24 protein-coding genes are annotated in these 25,698 nt (G+C 73.1%); 15 read left to right on the forward strand and 9 right to left on the reverse strand.

All coding sequences use genetic code 11. The features are described from left to right. Positions 1–8: 8 nt before the first annotated feature. From MY526_RS20890 to MY526_RS20925, 8 genes are all read right to left on the reverse strand, one after another. Positions 9–917, reverse strand: a complete 909-nt coding sequence (locus tag MY526_RS20890) for a sugar phosphate isomerase/epimerase family protein (protein WP_436694475.1) — start codon at positions 915–917, stop codon at positions 9–11. Next, positions 918–1,700, reverse strand: a complete 783-nt coding sequence (locus MY526_RS20895; protein WP_436704983.1) for an SDR family NAD(P)-dependent oxidoreductase — start codon at positions 1,698–1,700, stop codon at positions 918–920. It abuts the gene before it with no gap. 79 nt (positions 1,701–1,779) lie between these two features. Further along, positions 1,780–2,763: a sugar ABC transporter substrate-binding protein gene (locus MY526_RS20900; protein ID WP_436694473.1), complete on the reverse strand. Its 984-nt coding sequence runs from the start codon at positions 2,761–2,763 to the stop codon at positions 1,780–1,782. 151 nt (positions 2,764–2,914) lie between these two features. Beyond that, on the reverse strand, positions 2,915–3,904 hold the full coding sequence (locus MY526_RS20905) for an ABC transporter permease (protein ID WP_436694472.1): 990 nt from the start codon (positions 3,902–3,904) through the stop codon (positions 2,915–2,917). Position 3,905: 1 nt separating this feature from the next. After that, the gene (locus MY526_RS20910; protein WP_436694471.1) at positions 3,906–5,429 is read right to left on the reverse strand and encodes a sugar ABC transporter ATP-binding protein; all 1,524 of its coding nucleotides are present in this window, start codon (positions 5,427–5,429) and stop codon (positions 3,906–3,908) included. Further along, a complete protein-coding gene (locus tag MY526_RS20915; protein WP_436704984.1) occupies positions 5,426–6,487 on the reverse strand; it encodes a zinc-dependent alcohol dehydrogenase in 1,062 nt (353 codons plus the stop codon). Before MY526_RS20915 ends, MY526_RS20910 begins: the two co-directional genes overlap by 4 nt. A gap of 38 nt (positions 6,488–6,525) precedes the next feature. Further along, entirely contained in the window at positions 6,526–7,491 is a 966-nt protein-coding gene (locus tag MY526_RS20920; RefSeq protein WP_436694469.1) for a transketolase family protein, read from the reverse strand. Beyond that, complete coding sequence (locus tag MY526_RS20925; protein WP_436694468.1) at positions 7,491–8,369, reverse strand: transketolase; 879 nt, start codon at positions 8,367–8,369, stop codon at positions 7,491–7,493. The genes MY526_RS20920 and MY526_RS20925 overlap by 1 nt, the downstream gene beginning before the upstream one ends. Before the next feature lie 401 nt (positions 8,370–8,770). Between MY526_RS20925 and MY526_RS20930 the strand changes: the two genes are divergently transcribed. From MY526_RS20930 to rox, 5 genes are all read left to right on the forward strand, one after another. Further along, on the forward strand, positions 8,771–10,270 hold the full coding sequence (locus MY526_RS20930; RefSeq protein WP_436694467.1) for an aldehyde dehydrogenase family protein: 1,500 nt from the start codon (positions 8,771–8,773) through the stop codon (positions 10,268–10,270). A gap of 100 nt (positions 10,271–10,370) precedes the next feature. Continuing rightward, entirely contained in the window at positions 10,371–10,898 is a 528-nt protein-coding gene (locus MY526_RS20935) for a MarR family winged helix-turn-helix transcriptional regulator (protein ID WP_436704985.1), read from the forward strand. Positions 10,899–10,994: 96 nt separating this feature from the next. Next, positions 10,995–11,237, forward strand: a complete 243-nt coding sequence (locus MY526_RS20940; protein ID WP_436694465.1) for a hypothetical protein — start codon at positions 10,995–10,997, stop codon at positions 11,235–11,237. Between the two features lie 19 nt (positions 11,238–11,256). Further along, on the forward strand, positions 11,257–12,261 hold the full coding sequence (locus MY526_RS20945; protein WP_436694464.1) for a zinc-dependent alcohol dehydrogenase: 1,005 nt from the start codon (positions 11,257–11,259) through the stop codon (positions 12,259–12,261). Positions 12,262–12,417: 156 nt separating this feature from the next. Further along, positions 12,418–13,845, forward strand: a complete 1,428-nt coding sequence (rox, locus tag MY526_RS20950; protein WP_436694463.1) for a rifampin monooxygenase — start codon at positions 12,418–12,420, stop codon at positions 13,843–13,845. 26 nt (positions 13,846–13,871) lie between these two features. On the opposite strand, the gene ribA is transcribed toward rox, so the two are convergent. Further along, entirely contained in the window at positions 13,872–15,230 is a 1,359-nt protein-coding gene (ribA, locus tag MY526_RS20955; protein ID WP_436694462.1) for a GTP cyclohydrolase II, read from the reverse strand. Between the two features lie 90 nt (positions 15,231–15,320). On the opposite strand from ribA, the gene MY526_RS20960 reads away from it, so the two are divergent. The 10 genes from MY526_RS20960 to MY526_RS21005 all read left to right on the forward strand — a co-directional run bounded on the left by MY526_RS20960 (position 15,321) and on the right by MY526_RS21005 (position 25,506). Continuing rightward, the gene (locus tag MY526_RS20960; protein ID WP_436694461.1) at positions 15,321–16,304 is read left to right on the forward strand and encodes a zinc-binding dehydrogenase; all 984 of its coding nucleotides are present in this window, start codon (positions 15,321–15,323) and stop codon (positions 16,302–16,304) included. Positions 16,305–16,308: 4 nt separating this feature from the next. After that, positions 16,309–16,680: a 6-pyruvoyl trahydropterin synthase family protein gene (locus MY526_RS20965; RefSeq protein WP_436694460.1), complete on the forward strand. Its 372-nt coding sequence runs from the start codon at positions 16,309–16,311 to the stop codon at positions 16,678–16,680. Next, positions 16,677–17,363, forward strand: a complete 687-nt coding sequence (locus MY526_RS20970) for an HAD family hydrolase (RefSeq protein WP_436694459.1) — start codon at positions 16,677–16,679, stop codon at positions 17,361–17,363. The genes MY526_RS20965 and MY526_RS20970 overlap by 4 nt, the downstream gene beginning before the upstream one ends. A 160-nt stretch (positions 17,364–17,523) precedes the next feature. After that, positions 17,524–18,285, forward strand: coding sequence for a class I SAM-dependent methyltransferase (locus MY526_RS20975; protein ID WP_436694458.1), 762 nt, complete (start codon positions 17,524–17,526; stop codon positions 18,283–18,285). Continuing rightward, positions 18,282–19,190 carry a hypothetical protein gene (locus tag MY526_RS20980; RefSeq protein WP_436694457.1) on the forward strand — a complete coding sequence of 303 codons (909 nt, stop codon included), beginning with the start codon at positions 18,282–18,284 and terminating at the stop codon, positions 19,188–19,190. Before MY526_RS20975 ends, MY526_RS20980 begins: the two co-directional genes overlap by 4 nt. A 63-nt stretch (positions 19,191–19,253) precedes the next feature. After that, a complete protein-coding gene (locus MY526_RS20985) occupies positions 19,254–21,575 on the forward strand; it encodes a CDP-alcohol phosphatidyltransferase family protein (RefSeq protein WP_436704986.1) in 2,322 nt (773 codons plus the stop codon). An 11-nt stretch (positions 21,576–21,586) separates the two neighbouring features. Continuing rightward, positions 21,587–22,708 (forward strand): glycosyltransferase family 4 protein, encoded by a 1,122-nt coding sequence (locus MY526_RS20990; protein ID WP_436704987.1) that lies wholly within the window; start codon positions 21,587–21,589, stop codon positions 22,706–22,708. A 22-nt stretch (positions 22,709–22,730) separates the two neighbouring features. Continuing rightward, positions 22,731–23,696, forward strand: a complete 966-nt coding sequence (locus MY526_RS20995) for a lysylphosphatidylglycerol synthase transmembrane domain-containing protein (protein ID WP_436704988.1) — start codon at positions 22,731–22,733, stop codon at positions 23,694–23,696. 92 nt (positions 23,697–23,788) lie between these two features. Further along, a complete protein-coding gene (locus tag MY526_RS21000) occupies positions 23,789–24,826 on the forward strand; it encodes an NAD(P)H-dependent flavin oxidoreductase (RefSeq protein WP_436704989.1) in 1,038 nt (345 codons plus the stop codon). Continuing rightward, positions 24,823–25,506: a PaaI family thioesterase gene (locus tag MY526_RS21005; RefSeq protein ID WP_436704990.1), complete on the forward strand. Its 684-nt coding sequence runs from the start codon at positions 24,823–24,825 to the stop codon at positions 25,504–25,506. The genes MY526_RS21000 and MY526_RS21005 overlap by 4 nt, the downstream gene beginning before the upstream one ends. Positions 25,507–25,698 lie beyond the last annotated feature (192 nt).

The following is a 25,698-nucleotide window of genomic DNA, read 5'->3' on the forward strand; positions in this document are numbered from 1 at the left end:
CGTCGGCCTCAGCGCAGCAGTGCGGAGGCGGTGTCGTCCGGCGGCCCCGCCGCGGCCTCGGCCTCGGCCCTGCGGACGATGTCGATGGCCTCCGCGGCCACGGCGCGGCCGTCGGTGTAGGTGTCCCGCCAGATGGCGAGGATCTCGGTCGCCACCGGTGACAGCACCGACCGCGAGAAGGCCTCCAGGCCGATCCGCCCCCGGTAGCCGGCCGCGATCGCCGTGCGGACGACCGCGGCCGCGTCGACCGCGCCCGACCCGAGGGGACCGCGGCCGGACTGGCCCAGCTCGAGGTACCCCAGCACGGGCACCGCGGACCGGACCGCGCCCAGCATGTCGGCCTCCTCGACCGCCATGTGGAAGGTGTCGAGGTGCACCCGGAGGTGCTCGGACCCGCTGGCGGCGACGAGGTCGAGCGCCTGCTGCGCGGTGTTGACCATGGCGGTCTCGTACCGGTTGAGCACCTCGAAGGTCATCGTCACGCCCCGCTCGTGGGCGTGGTCGGCGACCTTGCCCAGGTGCGCCGCCGACCGCTCGAAGGCCTCCCGTGACGACGCCGTCGCCGCCCGCCCGAACAGCCCGTACGAGACGCCGTTCATCTGGTCGCCGCCGAGGGCGACGGTGGCCTCGACCACCTCGCGCAGCGCGGCCGCTCCGCGCTCCTGCTCGTCCGGGTCGGCGGAGGACACGTCCGCGCCGGGCGCCTGGCCGGCGAGTGTGATCGGCGAGAGGCCGTGCTCACGGAAGAGCGCGGCCCACTCCGCGAGCGGAGCGCTCGCCGGGTCGATCGGCGGCAGGACGACGGAGGAGTACCCGAGGTCGGCCAGGTCGCCGAGGGCCCGGGTCAGCCCGGGCTCGTCGAGGTCCGGAACCAGGACGTTCAGGTGGCAGGCGACGTCGACGGGCACGACGGCCACTCAGAAGACCGGCAGGTCGAGGCGCTGCTTGAACACCGAGTAGCCGTCGTCCACGTGCACGACGGTGCCGTTGATGACGTTGGCCTCGTCGGAGGCCAGGAACGCGACGACGTTCGCGATCTCGTCGGGCTCGGTCATCACGTTGCGCAGCTGCTCGGAGGCGAAGGTCCGCTTCAGCTCGTCGGAGAACTTGTTGATGATCGCGGTGCCGACGCGGCCGGGGGTGATCGCGACGACCCGGATGCCGTGCTCGGCCAGCTCGTAGGCCGCCGACCGGGTGAAGGAGATGACGGCGGCCTTCGCGGCGCTGTAGGAGAAGGCCAGCTCGGCCGCCTGCTCCCCGTAGATCGACGAGGTGTTGATGATGACGCCCGGGGTGCCCTGCGCCTTGAACTGGCGGCCGGCGGCGAGGATCCCGTAGTACACGCCGTCCTGGTCCACGCGGATCATCGGCGCGTAGTCGACGGCCGGGTCGTGCTCGAGCAGCGGCTTGCCGCCGGCGATGCCCGCGTTGTTGAAGATCACGTCGAGCTTGCCGAAGACCTCGACCGCGCGCTGCACGACCGCTTCGACCTGGCTGTACTCCGAGACGTCGACCCGGGCCGCCGCGGCGGCACCTGGGTGGCCGTCGGCCTCGAGCTCGGCGACGACCTTCTCGGCCCGCTCGAGGTCGACGTCGGCCACGACGACCTTGGCGCCCTCACGGACGAACTTCTGGACCGTCGCCAGGCCGATGCCACTGGCACCGCCGGTGATGATCGCGACCTTGCCTGCCAAGCGCATGGTGTTCCTTCCTCGGTGGGGTTGGGGGTGCAACCGGGGCCGATGCGGGGGCGGGACGTCGCCCGCCCCCGCAGACGGCTCAGGCGTCGGTCGGCTCGACGTCGGCGACGTTGTTGCGGTCGACGAGGGTGACCTCGGTCTCGACGAAGTTCTCCTCCGGCAGCTCACCGCTGTCGGCGTAGGTCTCCATGTAACCCATGACCTCGTCGAGCACGGCCGGCCAGTCCTGGACGACGGTCGCGTAGAACGGACCGTTCTTCTCGATCTCGGCCAGGGCGATGCCGACGGCGTCGACGCCGGTCACGAAGATGTCGTCACGACCGGCCTCGGTGATCGCCTGGGCGGCGCCGACGGCGGCGTGGTCCCAGCCGACCCACACGCCGTCGAGGCCCTCGGGGTTGGCCTGCAGGTAGTCGGTGACGAACTTCAGCGCCTCCTCCTGGGAGGTGCCGGGCGCCAGGACCTGGCGGATCTCGCCACCGGCGATGGTGGCACCGCCGGCCTCCAGCAGTTCTACGGCCATGGCGCTGCGCGTGCTGATCCCGACGTGCGGGTCGTGACCGATGACCATCACGTCCTTGCCCTGGAGGCCGCCCATCGCCTCCTCGAGCGCCCCGACCGTGAGGTCGGCGATCTGCTGCTGGTCGGTCGTGACGTCGACGACGAAGTCGGGGTTCGGCTCCACGCCGCCGTCGATCGAGAAGATCGGGATGTCCGCCTCCTGCGCGGCGGCGACCATGGGCTGGATCTGGCGGGGGTCCGGGAAGCCGGCGAGGATGGCGTCCACGCCCTGCGTGATCGCCGACTGCATGTCGGTGTTGATCTTGTCGTAGTCGAAGTCGCTGGTGTAGAGGGTGACGTCCCAGCCCAGCTCCTCGCCCCGCTCCACGAAGGCGTCCAGCGTCGACTTGCCGACCGGCGTGCCGTAGCCGGCGGTGAACGCGGCCACGCTGAAGGTGTCCTCGCCGCCACCGCCCTCGCCGCCCGAATCCGAGCAACCGGCCAGGACGAGGGCCGAGGCGACCCCCAGGCCGACGACCGTGGAGAAACTTCTACGCATCATCTACTCCTGTGTGTGAGTGAGTACTGCTGGAGGTGGCGAGGCGGGCGAGCCCCGTCACGGGCGACCGGAGCAGGCGCTGGGGGTCGCGGGAAGGAGGAGTCGGCCCCGTCCCGACCCCTCGAGCCCGAGGGGTGGGGAGGACGAGGTCCTGTCAGTGGGTGCGTGACTTGAGCGCCGACAGCGTGACCGCGGCGATGATGATCAGGCCGGTGAAGACCTGCTGGAAGTAGGCGCTGACGCCGATGATGTTGAGCCCGTTGCTCATCACGCCGATGATCCCGACGCCCACCAGCGTGCCGCCCACGTTCGCCGCTCCCGACCGGACGACCGTCATGCCGAGGAAGACGGCGGCGACGGCGAGCAGCATGTAGTTGTTCGCGCTCGTCGCGCTCGCGCTCGCCAGGCGGCTGACGAGGATGACCCCGCCGATCGCCGACACGAACCCCGCGACCGTGAAGGCGAGGAACCTCGCCAGTCGTACGTTCACACCGGAGAGCCGGGCCACCTCCGCGCTGCCGCCCACGGCGTACCACCGCCGGCCGAGCGTCGTGAACTTCAGGACCAGCCAGACGATCACGCAGACGGCCACGGCGAAGAAGATCGGCAACGGGAGGCCGAGCGGCCGGGCCTGCCCGATCACCTCGAAGCTCTCCGGCATGCCGAAGAGCGTGGTCCCGTCCGTGACGATGAACGCGAGACCGCCGACGGCGGTGAGCGTCGCCAGCGTCGCGACGAACGCGGACAGGTTCATGTAGGCGACGAGGATCCCGTTCACCACGCCGACCAGCGTGCCGACGACCAACGCCGCCACGATGGCCAGCGGGATGGACCAGCCCTCGATCATCAGCGCGGCGGCGGACGCGCCGGCGAGGGTGGCGGTCACGCCGACCGACAGGTCGAAGTCGCCGACGACCATGACCACCGTCTGCGCCGACGCGATGATCGCGAGGATCGCGATCTGCGCCAGGATGTTCCGCACGTTGCCGAAGCTCAGGAAGGCATCGGGCTGCAGCGCGCCGAACAGGATGATGAGCGCGACGAGGGCGAGCAGCGTCCCGCCCTGCCACAGCAGTTGCCTGAAGGGTGTGCGCTCGGACGACGCCGCGGGCGCCACCACCGGGGGCGCTTCGGTCTGGGCCATGTCAGGCGGTCCTTCCGTAGGCGTAGGTGAGGAGGTTCTCTTCGTCGGCGTCCGCGGCCTGGACCTCACCGGAGACGCGGCCCTCGTGCATGATCAGGATCCGGTCGGACATGCCGATCAGCTCGGGCAGCTCGGAGCTCACCGCGATGACCGTGGTGCCGTTCGCCGCGAGCCGGCGGATGAGGCGGTAGATCTCCGCCTTGGTGCCGACGTCGATGCCGCGCGTCGGCTCGTCCATGAGGAGCACCTTCGGCTTGCGGGCCAGCATCTTGGCCAGGACCACCTTCTGCTGGTTGCCCCCCGACAGCTGGCCGACCGGCTGGCGCGGCCCCCGGGCCTTGATCTGCAGGTCGCCGAGCGCCGCGCGCGCGATCTTCGCGATGGCACGGTTGTTCACCAACCCCGCCCGGCTGACGGTGGGGATGTTGGCGACCGCGATGTTGTCCTGGATGGAGTTGTGGAGGATGACCCCCTGGCTGCGCCGCTCCTCGGGGACCAACGCCATGCCCGCCTCCAGCGCGTGACCGACCCCGACCGCGTGGGTGAGGGCGGTGCCGGCGACGGTGACCTCGCCCGACGCCCGCTTCTGCGCCCCCGCCAGCAGCCGGAGCAGCTCGCTGCGACCGGACCCGGCCAGCCCGCCGATGCCGAGCACCTCGCCCGCGTGCGCCTGGAGCGACACGTCCTTGACGCGGGAGCCGGTGAGGCCGCGGACCGCCAGCACCACGTCCGTCGTGGCGGTGTCCCGCTCCGGGTACATCAGGCCGTGCGGGCGCCCCACCATGGTGGAGATGACCTCGTCGATGTTCGTCTCCGCGATCGACCTGGTGACGATCGTCTCGCCGTTGCGCATGACGGTGAGCCGGTCGCAGAGCTCGAACACCTCTTCGAGGCGGTGCGACACGTAGACGATCGCCACGCCCTCGTCCCGCAGCCGGCGGAGCACGGCGAAGAGGTCGACGATCTCGGTGTCGGTCAGCGACGCCGTCGGTTCGTCCAGGATCAGCACGCGGGCATCCGTGGCCAGCGCCCGGGCGACGGCGACCATCGTCTGCTGGACCGGCGAGAGCTCGCCGGCGAGCTTGCGCAGCGAGATCCGCTGGTTGAGCCGGGCCAGCTGCTCGCCCGCCCGCTTGTTCAGCTGCCCCCAGTTGACGACGCCCCCGCGGCTCGGGGTCTCCTCCCCCAGCAGGATGTTCTCGGCCACGCTGATCGTCGGGATGATCGACAGCTCCTGGTAGAGCGCGACGACCCCCGCGCCGTGCGCCGCGCGCACGGTGGAGAAGTGGACCGTCTCCCCGTTGCGCCGGATCTCCCCCTCGTCCGGCGCGTAGAGGCCAGTCACGATCTTGATGAGCGTCGACTTCCCGGCGCCGTTCTCGCCGAGGAGGGCATGGATCTCCCCCGGCTGGACCGACAGCCGCGCACCGCTGAGGGCGTAGACGCCGTCGAAGTGCTTCTCGATGCCGACCGCCTCGAGCGCCGGCGGCGCGTCGACGACGCTGGGCCGCACGGCCGTGCTCACCGCTGCGCCTCGTCGACGTCGTTGCACCGGATGAGGACCTTCGGGTGCTTGCCGCTGACGTGCGCGGCGAAGGCCTCGACGGCCTGGTCGAACGGGAACGCGGTCTCCGTCAGGGCGTCGAGGTCCAGCAGCGGCAGCAACTGGACCGCCCGGGGGAAGGCGTAGGGCGAGACGAAGACGCCGGTGAGGGTGAGTTCCTTGAGGTAGAGGAAGTCCGAGAGGTTCAGCGGCATCTCGAAGTCGTGCGGGTACATCGCCCCGTAGACGACGGTGCCGCCCTTGGCCGCGATGTCCAGCAGCCCGCGGACCGCTCGCGTCGAGCCGGAGGCGTCGATGACCACGTCGAAACCGCGGCCCCCGGTGATCTCGGCCGTCCGCGCCTCCTGGTCCTCCTCGACCGAGTCGATCACGTGCTGCGCGCCGGCGGCCAGGGCCATCTCGCGGCGCTCGGCGATCGGCTCGATGAGGGTGAGCGAGGTGGCCCCGTGCAGCCGCATGACCTGCAGCGCGAGCTGCCCGATCGGACCGCCGCCGCAGATCGCGACGCGGTCACCGACGCGCATCCCGGACTTGTCCGCGATGCGGACGGCGACGGAGGTGGGCTCGAGCAGGCAGCCGCGCCGGAGGCTGACCGAGTCCGGCAGCTTGTAGACCTGCGACTCGTGCCAGGTCACCGTCTCGGCCATGCCGGGGCGGTTGTAGTCCTGGATGAACTCGCAGAACTGCTGGCGGCCGTCCCGGCACGGTCCGCAGCTCCCGCAGAACCGGAGGAAGTTGCCGGCGATGCGGTCGCCGACCCGGATCCCCGTCCGGACGCCGTCCCCCACCGCCTCGACGACGCCGGAGAGCTCGTGGCCGAGGCCGATCGGCACATCGGTGCCGAAGAACCCCTCGGCCAGGTGCGGGTCCGACCCGCAGATCGCCGAGTAGGCGATCCGGATGCGGACGTCCTCCGGGCCGAGCGGGTGCTCGGGCAGCTCGACGATGCCGATCCGGCCCCGGGCGGACTCGTCCGGGTCGCGCAGACTGCCGATCTTGGTGACCGCGACTGTTCTCATTCGTCTCTCCGTCGAGCGCTGGTCGAGGGGATGGGAGGTCAGGCCTTGTGCGCGATGACCCGGCGGGTGGCCGCCACGGTCGCCGCGAGGCCGTAGCCGTGCTTGTTGCGCAGTTCCTCGTCGTCGCCGAAGCCGGCGTAGACCTGCGGGATCCCGAGCCGCTCGAAGGCGGTGAGGCCGATGCCGCGGTCGGCGACGACGTCGGCGACCCGGGTGGCGAGCCCGCCATAGGCGAGGTGGTCCTCGAGGACCACGAACCGGCCGCCGGTCTCGTCGGCGCACTGGGCGATCAGTGCCTCGTCGATCGGCTTCAGCGTGAACATGTCGACCACCCGCACCGACCGGCCGTCCTCGGCGAGCTCGTCCGCCGCCTGGAGCGCCTGCGCCACGGTCGTGCCGTGCGTGAAGATCGTGGCGTCGGTGCCCTCGCGGGCGATGATCCCCTTGCCGATCCGCACGTCGTGCTCGCCCTCCTCGTAGAGGACCTTGTCCTTCTTGCCGACGGCGAGCCGGATGTAGATCGGCCCCGGCATGGTCATCGACTGGCGCAGGATCTCGCCGACCATCGCGGGGTCACCGATCGAGGTGACGGTCATGTTGGTGAGGGCACACATGAGGGCGAGGTCCTCGACCGCGTAGTGGGTCGACCCGCCGTTGCCCACCAGACCGCCGTGCGTCCCGATGATCTTGACCGGCAGATTGGGGTAGCAGACGTCGGTGCGGATCTGCTCCAGGGCCCGCATGCTCAGGAAGGGCAGCATGCCGGACACGACCGGGATGTTGCCGTCGTAGGCGAGGCCGGCGGCGATGCCGACGCACACCTGCTCCGCGAGGCCGACGTCGAGGAAGCGGTCCGGGAACGTGTCCTGGAACTCCACCAGCGTCGCGCCGATGTCGGGAGTGAGCACCCACAGGTTGTCGTGGGTCTTGCCGAGCTCGGCCAGGGTGGACCCGATCACCGACCGGGCCGACAGCATCTCGCCGAACGTGAACGTGACCGGCATCAGACCGTCTCCTTCTCTCGTGACGCCTCGAGGGCGGCCAGTGCTCGCTTGAGGTCCTCGGCGCCGAGGGAGCCGGCGTGCCAGGCGAGATTGCGCTCCATGAAGTCCACGCCCTTGCCCTTGACCGTCTCGCAGATGACCACCGTCGGGCGGTCGCTGTCGGGCGACGGCAGGTCGTCGATGGCCTTGACGAGGGAGGCCATGTCGTGGCCGTCGATCTCGACGACGTTCCAGCCGAAGGCCCGCCACTTGTCGGGGTAGGGCTCGAAGGCGATGCGCTCCTCCGCGTGGCTGGTCATGAGCTGGCGGTTCCGGTCGACGAAGGCCACCAGATTGCCGAGCTCGTTGCTGCGGGCGGCCATCGCGGCCTCCCAGACGGAGCCCTCGCCGGTCTCGCCGTCGCCGAGCAGGCAGACGACGCGGTGGTCCTCGCCGCGGTGCCGGCCGCTGAGCGCCATGCCCACCGCGAGCGGGAGGCCGTGCCCGAGCGAGCCGGTGGACGCCTCGACGCCGGGCAGCTGCACCTTGCACGGGTGCATGCCGTAGGCGCTGTCGAGCTGCCCGTAGGTGTCGACGATCCCCTCGTAGGAGAAGAAGCCGCGCATCGACATGGCGATGTACATGCACACCGCCGCGTGCCCCTTGCTCAGCAGGAACCGGTCGCGGCGCGGGTTGCTGATGTCGTGCGGGTCCACGCGCAGCCCGTAGTGGAAGAGCGCGGTGAAGATGTCCGCGGCGGAGAGGTCACCACCGATGTGCACGGCGCCCTCGTAGGTGCCGCACAGGTGGAGCAGCTTGGACCGGAGCTCGTAGGCCCGCTCCTCCAGCTCCTCGACGGAGGGGCGCTCGCCCTCCAGCCAGACGGCATCGTCCTTCACTGGTACCTCCACGTGTGATGCGAGTGAGAACCGGACACGGCCGGTCGTTCTCGTTGCCTCGACTGGTCATCCGCCCCGGGCCGGTGCCCGCGGTGCTGGTGACGGGCGCCACAGTAGCGACTCCCGATTTACATGTAAACACCTGAGTCGGTTTACATGTGAACGCCGATCCGCCCATACTCATGGCAGCGCCGGCGGCCCCCGAGGGGACGGCGAACGGCGCCCCCAGGTCACGCACCGCCCCGGACGACGGGGGCTTCTCCCGGTCACCGACTCGCTGGTGCGTGACCTCGACCGACCCGCCCCGGGGCACCAACCGGCCTCCCGGCGCGGACTGCGCAGGGCCACGGTGCCATCCGGTACCCGCGGCAGACGGAACACACACAGAGGTGGCGATCCGCATGACGAGCACGGTCAACACGACGGCTCCGGTGACGACGGGGCTCTACATCGGCGGGCAGGAGCGATCGACGACGGACACGCTCGAGGTCGTCGACCCGGCCAAGCCCGGCGTGGTCGTCGGTCACGCGGCCGCGGCGACCGAGGAGGACGTCGCGGACGCCGTGGCGGCGGCCAGGTCGGCCTACCCGGCGTGGGCGGCCCTGTCCGCCTCGGAGCGGGCGGCCCGGATGGCCGCCGCCATCGAGGGCATCGCCGACGAGCGCGACGAGGACGCGCGGATCCTCTCCCTGGAGAACGGCAAGATCCGCATGGAGTCCTGGATCGACGCGCTGGTCTTCGAGATCCGGTGGCAGCTCGCGCTCTCGCTCGCCGACGAGGTGGAGCAGACGAAGGTGCTGCCGCCCGCCCCGGGGATCGCGGTCGAGACCACCGTCGCCTACCAGCCCATCGGTGTGGTGACGGTGATCGTGCCGTTCAACTGGCCGATCGCGATCCTCGCCGCGTCGCTGCCGCACGCGCTGCTGGCCGGGAACACGGTGATCGTCAAGCCCCCGCCGTCGACGCCGCTGGCGACCACGCGCCTGGTGCAGCGCGTCGCCGAGAAGCTCCCCCCGGGCGTGCTCAACGTGGTGACCGGCCGGGACAGCGAGATGGCCGGCCTGATCGACAACCCCGACGTCGCGAAGGTCTGTTTCACCGGCAGCGTCAACGGCGGCAAGCGGATCATGGAGATGGCCGCGCGCAGCCTCACCCGGGTCACCCTGGAGCTGGGCGGCAACGACGCCGCGATCGTCCGCGAGGACGCCGTCCTCGACGACGACCACCTGGACCGGCTGTTCGGGGCCATCTTCGACACCACGGGCCAGATCTGCATGAACGCCAAGCGGGTGTACGTGCACCGGTCGCGGAAGGACGAGCTCGTGTCCGGGCTGACCGCGCGGCTGGAGAAGGTCGTCCTCGGCCACGGCCTCGCCGAGGGCACCACCATGGGCCCCCTCCACCAGCCCGCGCAGAAGGCATTCGTCTCGGAGATCATCGAGGAGGCGAAGGCCTCCGGCGCGACGGTGCTGGAGTTCGGCCGGCTGCCCGAGGGCGAGCTCGCCGGCGGGAACTTCCTGCGTCCGGCCATCGTGGTGGACCCCGACCCGTCGCTGCGTGTGGTGACCCAGGAGCAGTTCGGACCGGTGATCCCGGTGATCCCGTTCGACGACGACGCCGAGGCCGTACGGCTGGCCAACGACACGTGGGCCGGCCTGTGCGCCTCGGTGTGGACCGCGGACACCGACACCGCCACCCGGCTCGGCGGCCAGCTGGAGTGCGGCTACGTGTGGGTCAACGACCACGGCGCCGCGCGGCTCGACCTGCGCGCGCCCTTCGGCGGCATGAAGGCCTCGGGCATGGGCCGCGAGCAGGGCATCGAGGGCGTCCGCGCCTTCCAGGACACCCGCTCGATCGCGCACCCTGCGGACTCCACCGCTCAGGCCGAGGCATCGGCCTGAGCGACGCCGTCCGCGGGGCCGGCGGGTGTTCCCCCGCCGGTCCCGCGGACGACGGGAGGCCGGGTCCGCGAGACTCGAGGCAACGCCTCATGCCGCCCCGATGAAGGACTCGACGATGGAGCTGCCGCCCGAAGCCGTCCGCACCCCCATGCCGACCGTGATCGACAGCGAGAACTTCACCCCGCGCCTGCTGTCCCTCCTCTCGAACAGCCTCGTGTATCGCGAATCGCGCGCGCTGCGCTCCCGGTTCGGACTGGGCACCAACGACTGGCGCGTCATCGCCGCCATCGGCGTCCGGCCGGGCGTGACCGCAAGCGAGATCTCCGAGTTCATCGCGATGAACAAGGCGATCGTCTCCAAGAGCGTGAACGTGCTCACCGCGCGCGGGCTCATCGTGCAGGCCGAGGACACCGGCCGGTCCCGGCACCTGTACCTGACGGCCGACGGCACCCAGATGCACGACGCGATGCTGCCGATCTCGATGCGCGGCCAGGAGATCATCCTCGCCGACCTGTCGGCGCAGGAGGTCACCCAGCTGAACCAGCTGCTGCGCCGGCTCCTCGCCCGCGTTCGCGAGCTGGAGGTCGATGACGCGCCGGACGAACCCGTGGACGCCGACAGCGCCTGACCCCTCGGCCCCGCGGCCGTCAGCGCTTCGTCGGCGTCGCTGCCCGTCCCCCCGGTGGAGAACTCGGGGCGACCATCCTGTCGGTGACGACCGGAGGTGGCCGGCGTCACACCGTCAGCGGAGGAGACTCGATGCGAGTCCGCACAGGACCACGACGCCATCGGCGGGCTGACCGCTTCGGTGGCCGAGGCGGTGGGGCGGGCCGGTGTCACCGCCCGGCTCGGCAGCGTGACACTGCCGGACGAGGACCTCGCGGTCGGCGTCCCGGCCGAGCTGTACCAGCACTACGGCCTGACCGTGCCCGCCGTGGCCGCGAAGGCCCGCGCCCGGCTCGAGTGACGACGACGGCGGCGCCACGGTGAAGGCTGTCGTCTGCGTCCCGGGCGGCACCGAGGTCGCCGAGGTCCCCGACCCGGTGCCCGCTCCCGACGGCGTGGTGGTCGAGGTGGCCGCCTGCGGGCTCTGCGGCTCGGACGTCCACGCCGTCGAGCGCGGGCTGACCGTGGAGGGGCAGATCCTCGGCCACGAGTTCGGCGGGCGCATCGTCGAGGTGGGTGGCCAGGCCTCCGGCTGGCGGGTCGGTCAGCCCGTCTCGGTGAACCCCCTCGGCTCCTGCGGCACCTGCCGGGAGTGTCGCCGCGGGCTGCCCTTCCGCTGCCACCTGCCGAACCTCGGGATCACCGCGCCGGGCGGCTACGCCCAGTTCGCCGCCGTCCCGGCCGGCCAGCTCGTGCCGCTGCCCGAGGACGTGCCGGTGGAGTGGGGCGCCCACGCGGAGCCGCTGGCCGTCGCGGCGCACGCGGTGGGCCTCGCCGGTGTCGGCCCCGGCGACGCCGCGCTCGTCTACGGGGTCGGCACGATCGGCCTCAACGCCGTCATGGCCCTGAAGGGAGCCGGGGTCAGCCTGGTCGTGGGTGCGGGCCGGTCGCCGGGACGACGGGCGGCCGCGCGGGCCGCCGGCGCCGACGTCGTGCTCGACACCCGCGAGACGTCGGTGCGCGAGTACGTCGCGAGCACCGGCCGCCGCTTCGACGCCGTCCTCGAGTGCTCCGCCGCGCCCGGGGCGATCGCCGAGTCACTGGACGTCCTCGCCTCCGGCGGGACCTGCGTCGAAGTCGCCCTGACCGACGAGACGGCGCGGGTCGAGCTGCTGGGGCTCGTGGCCGGCGGGCTGCACCTCACCGGCAGCTGCGCCTTCACCTACCCCGACTTCCGGGCCGCCGTCAGTGACGTGGTCGGCCCGCGGTTGCCCGTGCAGGACCTGGTCAGCGAGCGGGTGGGCCTGGCCGATACGCCGGACGCGCTGGTGCGGCTGCGCCGTCCGGGAGACCTGGTCCGGGTCCTCACCGTCCCGGGACAGTGATCCCGCAGCTCCGGGCCGCTGCCATGACCCGCGCTCTTGCGGGCCCGAGCAGCGTCGTCCCTCCCACCGCAGGTTCGCACGCACCCGGGGGCTTGCGGCAAGCCCCTGGTTGTGCAGCAGAGTCCCCGGCCGGAGCGACGAGGGAGGGAGACACCGGTGGACTTCGACGTGACCGTCGTCGGTGGTGGACCCACCGGCCTGATGCTGGCCGGCGAGTTGCGGCTGCACGGCGTGCACGTGGTCGTGCTGGAGAAGGACACGGAGCCGACCGAGGCCATCCGCGCGCTCGGTCTGCACGTGCGCAGCATCGAGGTCCTGGATCAACGGGGTCTGCTGGAGCGGTTCCTCGCGCTCGGCACGAAGCACCCGCTGGGCGGTTTCGCCGGCATCGCCAAGCCGCCTCCGGCCCGGCTGGACACGGCGCACCCCTACACCCTCGGCATCCCGCAGCCGGTCGTCGAGCGCCTGTTGACCGAGCACGCCCTCGAGGTCGGCGTCGAGATCCGGCGCGGCTGCGAGGTGGTCGGGCTGAGCCAGGACCACCACGCGGCGACCGCCGAGCTGGCCGACGGCACGCAGCTGCGCTCGCACCACCTCGTCGGCTGCGACGGCGGCCGCAGTGTGGTGCGCAAACTGGCGGGGATCGCCTTCCCCGGGGAGCCCGCCACGGTCGAGCTGCTGCTGGGTGAGATGGAGGTGGCAGTCCCTCCGGAGGAGCTGGCGGCGGTCGTGGCCGAGGTCCGCAGGACCGAACTCCGGTTCGGCCTGGCGCCCGTCGGGGAGGGAGCGCACCGCGTGCTGGTGCCCGCCGAGGGCGTGGTCGAGGACCGCTCGGTCACGCCGACCCTCGACGACGTCAAGCAGCAGCTGCGGGTGTTCGCCGGCACCGACTTCGGCGTGCACTCACCGCGCTGGCTCTCCCGGTTCGGCGATGCCACCCGGTTGGCCGATCGCTACCGGGCAGGCCGGGTGCTGCTGGCCGGCGACGCGGCGCACATCCACCCGCCGGCCGGCGGGCAGGGGCTCAACCTCGGGATCCAGGACGCCTTCAACCTCGGCTGGAAACTGGCCGCCGAGGTCGACGGCTGGGCACCGGAGGGGCTGCTGGACAGCTACCACACCGAACGGCACCCGGTGGCCGCCGAGGTGCTGGACACCACCCGCGCACACATGCACCTGCTGTCCACCGAACCGGGTCCCCGGGCGGTGCGCCGGCTGCTGTCGGAGCTGATGGACATCGACGAGGTCAACCGGTACCTGGTCGAGAAGAACACCGCCATCGGCGTCCGATACGACCTCGGCGAGACGCACGAGCTGCTCGGCCGGCGGCTGCGCGACGTGAGGCTGGAGCGGGGGCGCCTCTACGAGCTCATGCACGGCGGCCGGGGACTCCTGCTCGACCAGACCGGCCGGCTCTCGGTGGCGGGCTGGGCCGACCGGGTCGACCACGTCGTCGACGTCAGCGAGGAACTCGACGTCGCCGCGGCGCTGGTGCGGCCGGACGGTCACGTGGCGTGGGTCGGTGAGGACCAGAGGGAGCTGCTCGACCACCTGCCCCGGTGGTTCGGCGCTGCAGTCGGTTGAGCGGATCTCGAGACGCACGGACCCGCTCAGGGGACGGTGGCGGCCGGTGCGTCGGCGACGTCGAACCCGAGCAGGATGTCGTCACCGGCGAGGTGCACCGACCGGTTGACCAGCCGGATGCCCTCGGCGACGCGGGCGGTCCCGAGCGGGCCCACCGCCTCGACACCCGCACCGATGATCCGCGGTGACACCGACACCACCACCCGGTCGACGGCGGAGGCACGGAGCAGGGACGTGATCACCCGCCCCCCGCCCTCGACGAGGAGGGACGCGATCCCGAGCGAGCGCAGCAGGTGCAGCACCTGGTCGATCTGCAACCCGTCGGGCCCCGCGGCCACGTCCCGCACCACGACGCCCGCCGCCGTCAGCTCCTGGCGGCGGGCCGGGTCGGCATCGGGCCGGCAGAGGATCAGTGTGGCGGCGTCGTCCGACAGCACCTTGGCCGTCGGCGGCGTGCGCAGGGTGGAGTCGAGCACCACCCGCATCGGCGACGCGCCGGGGACCATGCGCACGGTGAGCTGAGGATCGTCCTGCAGCAGGGTGCCGGCCCCCACGAGCACCGCGTCGCAGCCCGCCCGCATGGCGTGGGCCACCCGGCGTTCCGGCTCGCCGCTGATCCACTTCGCGTCCCCGGTGTACGTGGCGATCCGTCCGTCGAGGGTCTGGGCGTACTTCAGCACGACGTGGGGGCGGTCGGCACGCGGGCGCAGCGACCCGAGGAGATCAGCGACGTCCACCGGGGCGGCCGGCAGCTCGTCGAGCCCGGTGCCGCCCGGACGCAGGTGCCCGAACCGGGCCTGTTTCGTCTCCAGGTAGGCGCGGTTGCGCGGGTGGGCGGCGGTCCGCAGCGGTCGGATGGACTCCACGGCGATCCCGTTGCGTCGCAGGCCGTGCAGCTTCGCGGGGTTGTTGGACAGCAGTCGCACGGTCCGGACGCCGAGGGTCTCCAGGACGGCGGCCGCGTCCGCGTAGTCGCGCAGGTCCGCCTCCAGGCCGAGCCGCAGGTTGGCCTCGACGGTGTCGGCGCCGGCGTCCTGCTGGACGTAGGCCCGCAGCTTGTTGACCAGGCCGATGCCGCGGCCCTCGTGCCCGTTCAGGTACAGCACGATGCCCCGGCCCTCGGCCGCGACGGTGCGCAGCGCGGTCCGCAGCTGCACGCCGCAGTCGCAGCGCAGGGACCCGAGCGCGTCGCCGGTGAGGCACTCCGAGTGCAGCCTGGTCAGGACCGATCCGCCGTCCCCGAGGTCGCCGCAGACGAGGGCGAGGTGCACGTGTCCGGACGGGCTCTCGAACGCCCGTGCCTGGAACTCGCCGTACGACGTCGGGATGGTGGCGACCGCCACCTCGCGGGGCCTCGTCCCGTCCTCTGACGGTGAAGCAGTCATCGACGGACTCCTCGCTCGCACGGATCGGGCCCGCACGCTACCGTCGCGCGGCCGACAGGTGCCGCCCGGAGAACGCGGAGGTCGACCGCAGTGCAGGCTCGCCGTCTGGTGTTCGTCGCCCCCCGGCAGGTGCGGACGACCTCGGTCGAGGTCCCGCCACCCGGTCCCGGCCAGCTGCTGGTCCGCACCCTGCGCTCGGGGATCAGCAGCGGCACGGAGCTGCTCTGCTACCGCGGGCTCCTGGACCCCGACCTCCCGCTCGACGAACGGATCGGGTCGCTGGGCGGCACCTTCCGCTACCCGTTCCCGTACGGCTACAGCTGCGTGGGCCGGGTCGAGAGCTCGACCGGCTCCCTCTCCCCCGGAACGCTGGTGTTCGCGTTCCACCCGCACCAGGACCGGTTCGTGGTGTCCGAGGACGACGTCGTCGTGCTCCCGGCCGGCGCGGACCCACGGTCGGCGACGCTGTTCCCGCTCGTGGAGACGGGGTTGCAGCTGAGCCTCGACGCCGGTCACGTGGCGCACGAGACCGTGGCCGTGCTCGGCCTCGGCGCTGTCGGGCTCATCACCGCGCTGCTCCTCCAGCGGGCCGGGGCGAACGTGCTGGCCAGCGACCCGCTCCGCGAACGACGGGACATCGCCGACTCCCTCGGCGTCCCCGCCGCGCCACCGGAGGAGCTCCCGGCCCGGCTCCCCTCCGACGGGGTGCCCCTCCTCCTCGAGCTCTCCGGCGCTCCCACCGCACTCGCCGACGCGCTGCAGCTGCTGGCGCACGAGGGGACTGCGCTCGTCGGCTCGTGGTACGGCCAGCAGGAGGTGTGCCTGCCCCTGGGCGGGGCGTTCCACCGGCGCCGGCTGACCATCCGGAGCAGCCAGGTGTCGACCATCCCGGCGACGCTCTCGGACCGCTGGGACGTCACCCGCCGTCGTCAGATGGCCACCGCACTGCTCGGGGACCTCCCCCTCTCGGCCCTGGCCACGACCGAGATGGAGTTCGACGACGCCGCCGCCGCGTACGACGCACTGGACCGCCGCGTTCCGGATGTCCTCCACGTCGACCTGCGCTATCCATAGCGCCATGTACGAGACCGGGACCGCAGTCGAGGTGCGCGCCTTCCACATCATGCCGGGCATGCCGCCGCCGGAGGGCGAACGTCACTCCCACGACTACAGGCTCGACGTCGTCGCCCGCCGGGACGACCTCGACGAGCGCGGCATGGTCGTCGACCTCGACGTCCTGAACCAGGCGCTGCAGGACACCGCAGCCCGTCTCGACGGCGCCGACCTGGACCTGCTCATGCCGGACGAGGAGGCGGTCACCGTCGAGGTGTTCGCCCGGTGGGTGCACGGCGAGCTGACCGCGGCGCTCGGCCGGCTGCCCGGGACGACGCTGGCCGTGCGGGTCTGGGAGGACCCGGTTGCGTTCGGCGGCTACACAGCCGCGCTGTGACACCCCGGGCGGTGCGGGCCGTGCTCTTCGACGCCGGGGACACCCTCATCCGGCTGCGCGGCGAGCCCGGCGCACTGCTCCGCACCGCCGCCGAGCGACTCGGGATCCAGGTCGAGGCGGCGGCCGCCGCAGCGGTCTGGCGCCGGGTGCTGGCCGGCGCCGGCACGCCGGAGGAGCTGGCGAAGGGCCGCGACCTGTCCCCGCAGGGTCACCGCGCCGTCTGGACCGAGCTCTACCGGCGGTGCGGAGCCGACGACCTGGCGCCCGGGCTCAGCAGCGCGCTCTACGAGCTGACCGTCGACCCCCGGTCGTGGGAGGCCTTTCCCGACACCACGGCCACCCTCCGCCGGCTGCACGAACGGGGCGTCCCGGTCGGGATCCTCAGCGACACCGGCTTCGACCTCCGACCGGCGCTCTCCCTCCTCGGGCTCGACCGATGGGTCGACGCCGTGGTGCTCTCCTGTGACACCGGCACCTGCAAGCCCGACCCCCGGACCTTCCGCACCGCCTGTGCGCAGCTCGGCGTCGAGGAAGCGGTCACCCTGATGGTCGGCGACAACCCGCTGACCGACGGCGGGGCAGCTGCCGCCGGGCTCCTCGTCCTGCTGCTGCCGCCCCCGGCCGCAACCGGCCCGCGCGGCCTCGGCCACGTGCTGCCCCTGCTCGGCCAGGCACCGACGTGATCCGCCGGTCCCGCCGCCGGATGCGACTGAACCGCTGCCACCGCCGATCCGTGATCTCGTGCACAGGCAGTGACGGAGGCGGTATGCGCGCAGCTCCACACCGAGTCGATGGCCGGCGTCCGCGTGCCGACCGGGCGGGCGACGCCGTGGGCGCCGCGCCGTGAGACAGGACCAGCGCGCTCCGTTCCTGGCCGCGCTGCAGCGGGCCAGGGAAGCCGCCTATCCCCCCGGCGAGTACGTGGGTCAGGAGAGCTTCATGCGGGCCGGCGAGATCCGGCAGCTCGCCCGCCGCGCCGGGGTCGGCCCCGGCGTGTCGGTGCTCGACCTGTGTTGCGGGGTGGGCGGCCCGGGCCGGTTGATCGCGGCGGAGCTGGGCTGCCGGTACCTCGGCCTGGACTACTCCGACAGCGCCGTCGACATCGCCCGGGGCCTGGCCGGTCACCTGCCGTGCCGCTTCGAGCAGGCGCACCTCCCGCCGCTGCCGGACGGCCGCTTCGAGGTCGTCCTCCTGCTGGAGACGATGCTCGCGTTCCGCGACAAGCGGGACCTCGTGGGTGAGGTGGCCCGGGTGCTGGAGCCCGGCGGGCGCTTCGCCTTCACCGTCGAGGAGGGCCGGCCGCTCACCCCGGGAGAACGGGCCCGGATGCCCGACGCCGACACCGTCTGGCTCATCGAGCTGGCGGAGCTGACGGCACTGCTGGGCGAGTTCGGGTTGACCGTGACCTCGCAGGAGCAGTGCAGTGCCTCCCATGGCGCGACGGCGGCGGCGATGGTGCAGGCGTTGCGCGGGAACTCGGCCGAGGTCGCCCGCCAGATCGGGACGCAGGCGCTGGCCGAGCTGATCGAGGCCCACGAGCTGTGGACGGACTGGCTGGGCTGCGGGCGGGTCCGCAAGTTCGCGCTGGTGGCCGAGAAGCGATGAGCCACACCTACACCGGCTACCTGGCGGCGAAGAAGAGCGTGGACGACCGGGCGCTCAACCGCCACGTGCTGGCCGAACTGTGCCGCCTGATGCCGCCGGGCCCAGCGCGGGTCCTGGAGGTCGGCGCCGGTCTGGGGACGATGGTGGCCCGCCTGCTGGAGTGGCAGGTCGTGACCGTCGGGGAGTACACCCTGCTGGACGTCGATCGCCGGCTGTTGCGGGATTCCCGCGCGTGGCTCGGCGAGTGGGCGACCGCCCGGGGCCTGCCCACCGAACCGCTGCCGGACGGGGTGCGCCTGGGCGATCTGCGCGTGCGCCTGGTGGAAGCCGAGCTGGGCGACTACCTCGAGGCCGGGCACGGGGAGGAGGTCGAGGTCGTGATCGCCAACGCGTTCCTGGATCTCGTGGACGTGCCGGCCGTCCTGCCCGCGCTCTTCCGGCTGCTGGTCCCGGGCGGCGTCTACTGGTTCACGATCAACTTCGACGGCGAGAGCATCTTCCAGCCGGACCACCCCCGCGACGACGAGGTCCTGGGCGCCTACCACCGCAGCATGGAGGAGCGCGTCCGCTACGGCCGGCCCGCGGGGGAGAGCCGGACGGGTCGCCATCTCTTCGGCCACCTGTGCGCCACCGGAGCGCCACCGCTGGCATCGGGCTCGTCCGACTGGGTCGTGCACGCGCGCCCGGACGGCACGTATCCCGACGGCGAGGCATCCTTCCTGGAGAGCATCCTGCAGACGATCCAGGATGAGCTGACCGACCGGGTGGAGCCCGACGCCCTGGCCGACTGGCTGGCGGTCCGCCGCCGCCAGGTGGCCGCCGGCGAGCTGCTGTACATCGCTCATCAGCTCGACTTCACGGGCCGGTCGCCGGGTAGTGCCGTGAACAGCGTGGTCGCCGGTTGAACCGACGCGACCGCAGATCCGTAGTGCAGTGCGAGAGACCGACAGGTCGTTGCGGAGGGCGCCGTGCGTACGGTTCGACTCGCCGCGATCGTCGGGGCCGTGGCCACGCCGGCCCTGCTCGGAGCCCTCGCCCTGACTGCCGGCCTCGGCCCGGCCGGCTGGGTCGCCGGACTGGCTGCCGGCTGGGGGGCGACCGCGCTGCTGGTCGGCGCTCGGGTCCGCAGCGGACGGCCGGCGATCCTCCCGCCGGACTGGGTCACCCTGAGCCGGGCGCTGCTGAGCGCCGGGGTCGCGGGGCTCGTCGCCGACGCCTTCGTCCGGCCGCTGCACGTTCCCGCGCTGGTCCTCCTCGCGTCCGTGGCGCTCGCCCTGGACACCGTGGACGGGCAGGTGGCGCGACGCACGGGAACCGCCACACCGCTGGGAGCCCGCTTCGACGGCGAGGTCGACGCCTTCCTGATCCTGGTGCTGAGCGTCGCGGTGTCCCGGGACTACGGCGGCTGGGTGCTGGCCATCGGCGTCGCCCGCTACGTGCTGCTGGTCGCGGGATGGGCGGTCCGGTGGCTGGCCGCCCCGCTGCCGCCCCGGTACTGGGGCAAGGTCGTCGCCGCCGTGCAGGGCATCGTCCTCACCGCCGCGGCATCCGGGGTGCCGCCCCGCCCGGTCGGCATGATCGCGGTCGGCGTCGCGCTGGTGCTGCTGGCCGAGTCGTTCGGCCGCAGCATCGTCTGGCTGTACCGCACCGGCGCCGGCCGGCGCACCCGTCAGGCCCTGCGGCTCACCACCGCGCTGGTCGCGGCCGCGGTCGTCTGGGCCGTCCTCGTCGCTCCGACCCGTCTCGACCAGCTCACCCCGGCCGCGTTCGCCCGCATCCCGCTGGAGGGACTGGGCCTGGTCGCGATCGGGCTGCTGCTGCCGCCCCGGCCGAGACGGGTCCTGGCGACGGCGGCCGGGGTCGCGCTGGGCCTGCTCACCATCGTCAAGCTCCTCGACCTGGGTTTCCACGAGCAGCTCGGCCGCCCGTTCAACCCGGTGCTCGACCGGGGCTTCCTCGGACCGGCGATCGGGGTGGTGCGCGACTCGATCGGAGCCACCGCCGCCACCGTCGTCCTCGTCCTGGCCGGGCTCGCCCTCGCGCTGGTGGTCGCGGTCGTCGTCGGGTCGACGCTCCGGGTCAGCAGCGTGACCGCCCGGCACCGCCGCCGCTCGGCTCGCGGACTCGCCGTCCTGGGCGTTGTGTGGGCGGTCTGCGCCGCCCTGTCGCTGGAACTCGTCCCGGCGGGCCCGGTCGCCTCGACCAGCACCGCCGGGCTGGCCATCGCGCACGGCCGTGACGTCGAGGAGGCCGTGCGGGACCAGCAGCGCTTCGAGGCGGCCAGCCGGTCGGTCGACCCGGCTGCGGGCCGGGTCACTTCGGAGCTGCTGGCCGGCCTGCAGGGCAAGGACGTCGTCGTGGCCTTCATCGAGAGCTACGGGCAGGTCGCCGTGCAGGACTCCGTCGTCGCTCCCGGCGTCGCCGCCGTCCTGCGCAGCGGCACCACCCGGCTGGCCCGGGCCGGACTCGAGGCGCGCAGCGCCTTCCTCGACTCCCCCACCTTCGGCGGCTACAGCTGGCTCGCCCACTCGACCCTGCAGTCCGGACTGTGGATCGACAGTCAACCGCGCTACGACCAGCTGATGGCCAGCGACCGGGTCACCCTCAGTGCCGCCTTCGGCGAGGCGGGCTGGCGCACGGTCAACGTCGCTCCCGCCAACGACCAGCCGTGGCCGCAGGGCACGTCCTTCTACCACTACGACCAGCTCTACGACCGGCACAGCCTCGGCTACCGGGGCCCCGCGTTCAGCTTCGCCCCGATGCCCGACCAGTACACGCTGGCGGCCTTCCAGCAGCTCGAACTCGGCCCCGGGCACCCTCCCGTGATGGCCGAGATCAACCTCGTCTCCTCGCACCACCCGTGGACCCCGCTGCCGACGATGGTGCCCTGGGACCAGCTCGGCGACGGCACCGTCTTCGACCCCATGCCCGCGCGGGGGTTGTCGCCCGACGAGGCCCTGCGCGACCCTGACACGCTCCGCCGGCTCTACGGGCAGTCCATCGAGTACTCCCTGGAGGCCCTGATCTCCTGGGTCGTGAACCTGCGCGACGACGACCTCGTCCTCGTCCTGCTCGGTGACCACCAACCCGCCACGACGGTCAGCGGCCCCGACGCCAGCCACCACGTGCCCGTCTCCGTGGTCGCCTCCGACCCCGCGGTGCTGGACCGCATCGCTCCCTGGCGCTGGGAGGACGGGCTGCTGCCGGGCCCGACCGCTCCGGTGTGGCGCATGGACGCCTTCCGCGACCGGTTCCTGGACGCCTTCACCGTGCCCCGCCCGCCACGGTGACGAGGGCGTCCGTGGGCGGGCCCGACCGGAGCGGCCGCGCGGTCCACCCCGCCGTCGACCGGGTCCACGTCGTCGTCCCGGACGGGATCGACGACCCCGCGCGGGTGAGCGGCGGCAACCGCTACGACCGGGAGGTCTGCGACGACCTCCGGAACGCCGGCTGGACCGTGGTCGAGATCGCCGCTCCGGGCTCCTGGCCGCGACCCGACGCCGCAGCGCTGGACGCCCTGGCGCGGTCGCTCGACGCCCTGCCGGCCGGGGACCTGGTCCTCGTCGACGGACTGATCGCCTCCGCGGCCCGCACCGTGCTCGTGCCGCGGTCGGGGCGGCTGCGGCTCGTCGTCCTGGTGCACATGGTCTTCGGCGGCGACGCCGTCGACGAACGCGACGAGCTGGCCGTCCTCGCCGCCGCGCGGGCCGTCGTCACCACCAGCGCCTGGACCCGCGAGCAGCTGCTCGACCGGTACGCGCTGTCACCTGCCCGCGTGCACGTCGCCCACCCGGGCGCCGGGACGGCACCCGCCAGCCCAGGGACGGCCGGCGGGGGACGGCTCCTGTGCGTCGGGGCGCTCGCGCCGCACAAGGGCCAGGACCTGCTGCTGGCGGCGCTGGCCCGAACGGCCGGCCTGCCCTGGCGCTGCACCCTCGTCGGCCCGCTGGACCGCGACCCGCTCTTCGTCGCGTCGCTGCAACGGCAGGCCGGCGACGCGGGGATCGCCGACCGCGTGCGGATCCCGGGACCGCGCACCGGGGCAGCGCTGCTGCTCGAGTACCGCGGCGCCGACGTGCTCGTCGTGCCGTCGCGGACGGAGACGTACGGCATGGCGATCACCGAGGCGCTGGCCACCGGCCTGCCGGTGATCGCGGCGGAGGTCGGCGGAGTCCCCGAGGCCGTGGGACGCACGGCATCCGGCGTGCCCGGCCTCCTCGTGCCGCCCGACGACAGCGACGCCCTCGCGGCCGCTCTCGCTCGCTGGCTCACCGACGCCGAGGTGCGCTGCCGTCTCCGGCGGGCGGCCCTGCGACGCCGGGAGACCCTCCCGGACTGGCGGACGACCGGCCGGCGGATCAGGACCGTGCTGTCCGCCGTCGGTGCTGAACGGGAGCGGCCGCCGCTCCGTACTGAGTGGTGAGACGGACGGAGGCCGACCGGTCGTGAGGCGACGTGCGTGGACGGCGACACGCCTGCTGGGCGTTGCCGTGCTCCTCGCCGTCCTCCTCCGGAAGCTGGGGGCGGACCCGTTCCTGGACGGCCTCCGCGGGCTCGACCCCGGCACGCTGCTCGCCGCGACGGCGATCGGCGCGGTCACGACGGTCTGCTCGGCGTGGCGCTGGCGGGTCGTGGCCCGGGCGCTGGGGCTCGACCTGGCGCTGCCCGCGGCCACCGCCGCCTACTACCGCTCGCAGTTCCTCAACTGCACGCTGCCCGGCGGGGTGCTCGGAGACGTCCACCGGGGCGTGCGGCACGGCGTCGGCGCCGGTGACCTCGGCCTCGGGGTGCGCGCCGTCGTCTGGGAGCGAGCCGCGGGACAGGCGGTCCAGGTGGTGCTGGCGCTCCTGGTGCTCCTGGCCCTCCCCTCGCCGGTGCAGGGGGCGGTCCCGCTGGTCGCGCTGGCGGGCGCCGCCGCCGGGGCCGCCGTGCTGGTCACCGGCCGCGGGGTGGCGGGGCGCAGCGCCCGCCTGGGGCGGGCGCTGCGGGGGACCGCCGCCGAGATCCGCCGGGCGGTGCTGCAGCCGTCCACCTGGCCGGCCGTCCTGCTCGCCTCGCTCCTCGTCGTCGGGGGGCTCCTGGGCACGTTCCTCCTCGCTGCGCGCGCCGCCGGGGTGCACGCTCCCCCGCTGCAGTTGCTCCCGCTGGCGTTGATCGTCCTGCTGGCCGCCGCGGTGCCCCTCAACGTCGCGGGATGGGGCCCGCGCGAAGGTGTCGCGGCCTGGGTCTTCGCGGCTGCAGGGTGGGGTGCCGGTCCGGGGACGGCCGTCGCCACCGCCTTCGGCGTGATGACCCTGGTGGCGACGCTCCCCGGGGCCGCCGTCCTCCTCGTCGGCTGGCTGCGTGTCCGGTGGCGGGGAGCCCGGTCTGCGCGAGTGCTCGCCGAGCACGGCACCGGGGCCGTGGGGTGACCTCCCGGGGCTGCTCGCGGCTGGTCTTTGGTTGACACTCGTGGGTACCCTCTCTCCGAACGTGTAGAACGTCCGGAGACCGAGGAGGCGCCGTGGGTCCGATCAGCAACCGCTACACCGACCTGGTGGGCATCGAGCACCCGATCGTCCAGGAGGGGCTGGGGCCCTTCCGGACGCCCAAGCTGGCGGCCGCCGTCTCGGCGGCGGGCGGCCTGGGGACGGTGAGCATGCCCGGGATGCCGGTCGACCTCGACGCGGGGGCGCGCACCTTCCGCGAGCACATCGAGGAGTGCGCCGCGCTCACCGATCGGCCTTTCGCGGTGAACATCCCGGTCGGCGTCGACGGGAAGGGCGAGGTGCTGCCCTTCACCGACGTGTACGTCCGCACGGTGCTGGCAGCCCGGGAGGCGGATGCGGGGCTGGCCGCGCAGCTGCGCGTGCTCACCACCTCGGCCGGCTTCCCCGGCGCCTACATCCCCCGCATCAAGGACGCCGGGATGGTCCACCAGCACAAGGTCGGCAGCACCCGGCAGGCCGTGCGGTCCGCCGAGGCGGGCGTGGACGTGGTGATCGCTGCGGGTTTCGAGATGGGTGGTCACGCCCCGAGCAAGGCCGTGCACACCTTCGTGCTCGTGCCCAGCGTCACCGAGGCCGTCGACGTCCCGGTCCTGCTGACCGGCGGCGCCCGCGACGGCCGGGGGCTGGCCGCAGCGCTCGCCATGGGCGCTGACGGCGTGGCCATGGGCACCCGCTTCATCACCAGCCACCAGAACAGCGACTGGCACCCGGCCTACCTGCAGGCGCTCCTGGACGCCCAGGAGGGCGACGACGTCGCCTTCGACGGCGTCTACGGCCCCTGCCGCGGGCTCCGGAACCCCGCGTCGGAGCAGTTGCTCGGGCGAGGGCACGGCTCCGATGGCGAGGTCGACGCCGTCGAGCTCACCCGCTGGAAGATCGAGTCGATGCAGCGCGCCCAGACCGACGGCGACGTGCGGGACGGGCTGGTCCTCACCGGCCAGGTGGCCTCCGCCATCACCGACCTGGTCGACGTGGCGGAGTTCGTGCCCGCGATGGCCGAGGAGGCCGCCGCCGTGCTCCGGGACCTTGCCGCGCGCCTGGGCTCCGCGTGAGCGGGGAGCGGGAGGGCCTCGACCCCGAGCTCCCCGCCGCCGTCGCCGACCTCGGAGACGCCGTCCGGCAGGCGCTGGAGGCCGCGGTCTGCACGACGGCCACCGCCGCCGAGCTGAGGGCGGCCGCGGTCGGCGTCCGGGCGGCGACCGCCGTGCTGGCCTCGGCTCAGCGACCGCCGACGGAGCTCTCGCCGCTGGACGACATGGCACGCAACGTCAAGGTGTTCAACCCGGTCGTCGGTGCCGGCAACGGCATGGCCGTACCCCTGCAGTGGGAGGTCGCCGACGGCGCCGTCCTGGCCCGCCCTCGATTGGGCCGGGTGTACGAGGGCCCACCGACGTACCTGCACGGCGGCATCGCGGCGCTGCTCATGGACCAGGTCCTCGGGCAGGCGGCGATCGTCGCCGGCCGCTGGGGGATGACGATCGACCTCCAGCTGCGCTACCGGCGCCCGGTGCCGCTGTACACACCACTGCGGCTGACCGGGCGGGTGTCCGCCGTCGACGGCCGGCGCACGACCGCCGTCGGCGGGATCACCACGGAGGCGGCGCCGGACCTGCCGCTGGTCGAGGCATCGGCGACGTTCGTCGCGCCCTCGCCCGAGGTCGCGGCCCGCTACTTCGACGGCGTCCGGGCCGCGGACGGCGCGGCCACCACCGGGCGCCTGGGCGCCGGCTGACCCCGCCCCCACCACGAGCCCGACCGGCGCCGCACCCGCGGCTCCGAGCGACGACGAGAGGACGCCGGCACATGACGGCCACCCACACCCTGCCCCCGGCCCCCGTGCCGACCGCCGGAGGGCGGGACATCGAGGTCGACCTGCTCGTCGTCGGGGCCGGCCCGGCGGGCCTGTACGCCGCGTACTACGCCG

This window comes from Geodermatophilus sp. CPCC 205761 (assembly GCF_051383655.1).
Classification (GTDB): Bacteria; Actinomycetota; Actinomycetes; order Mycobacteriales; family Geodermatophilaceae; genus Geodermatophilus.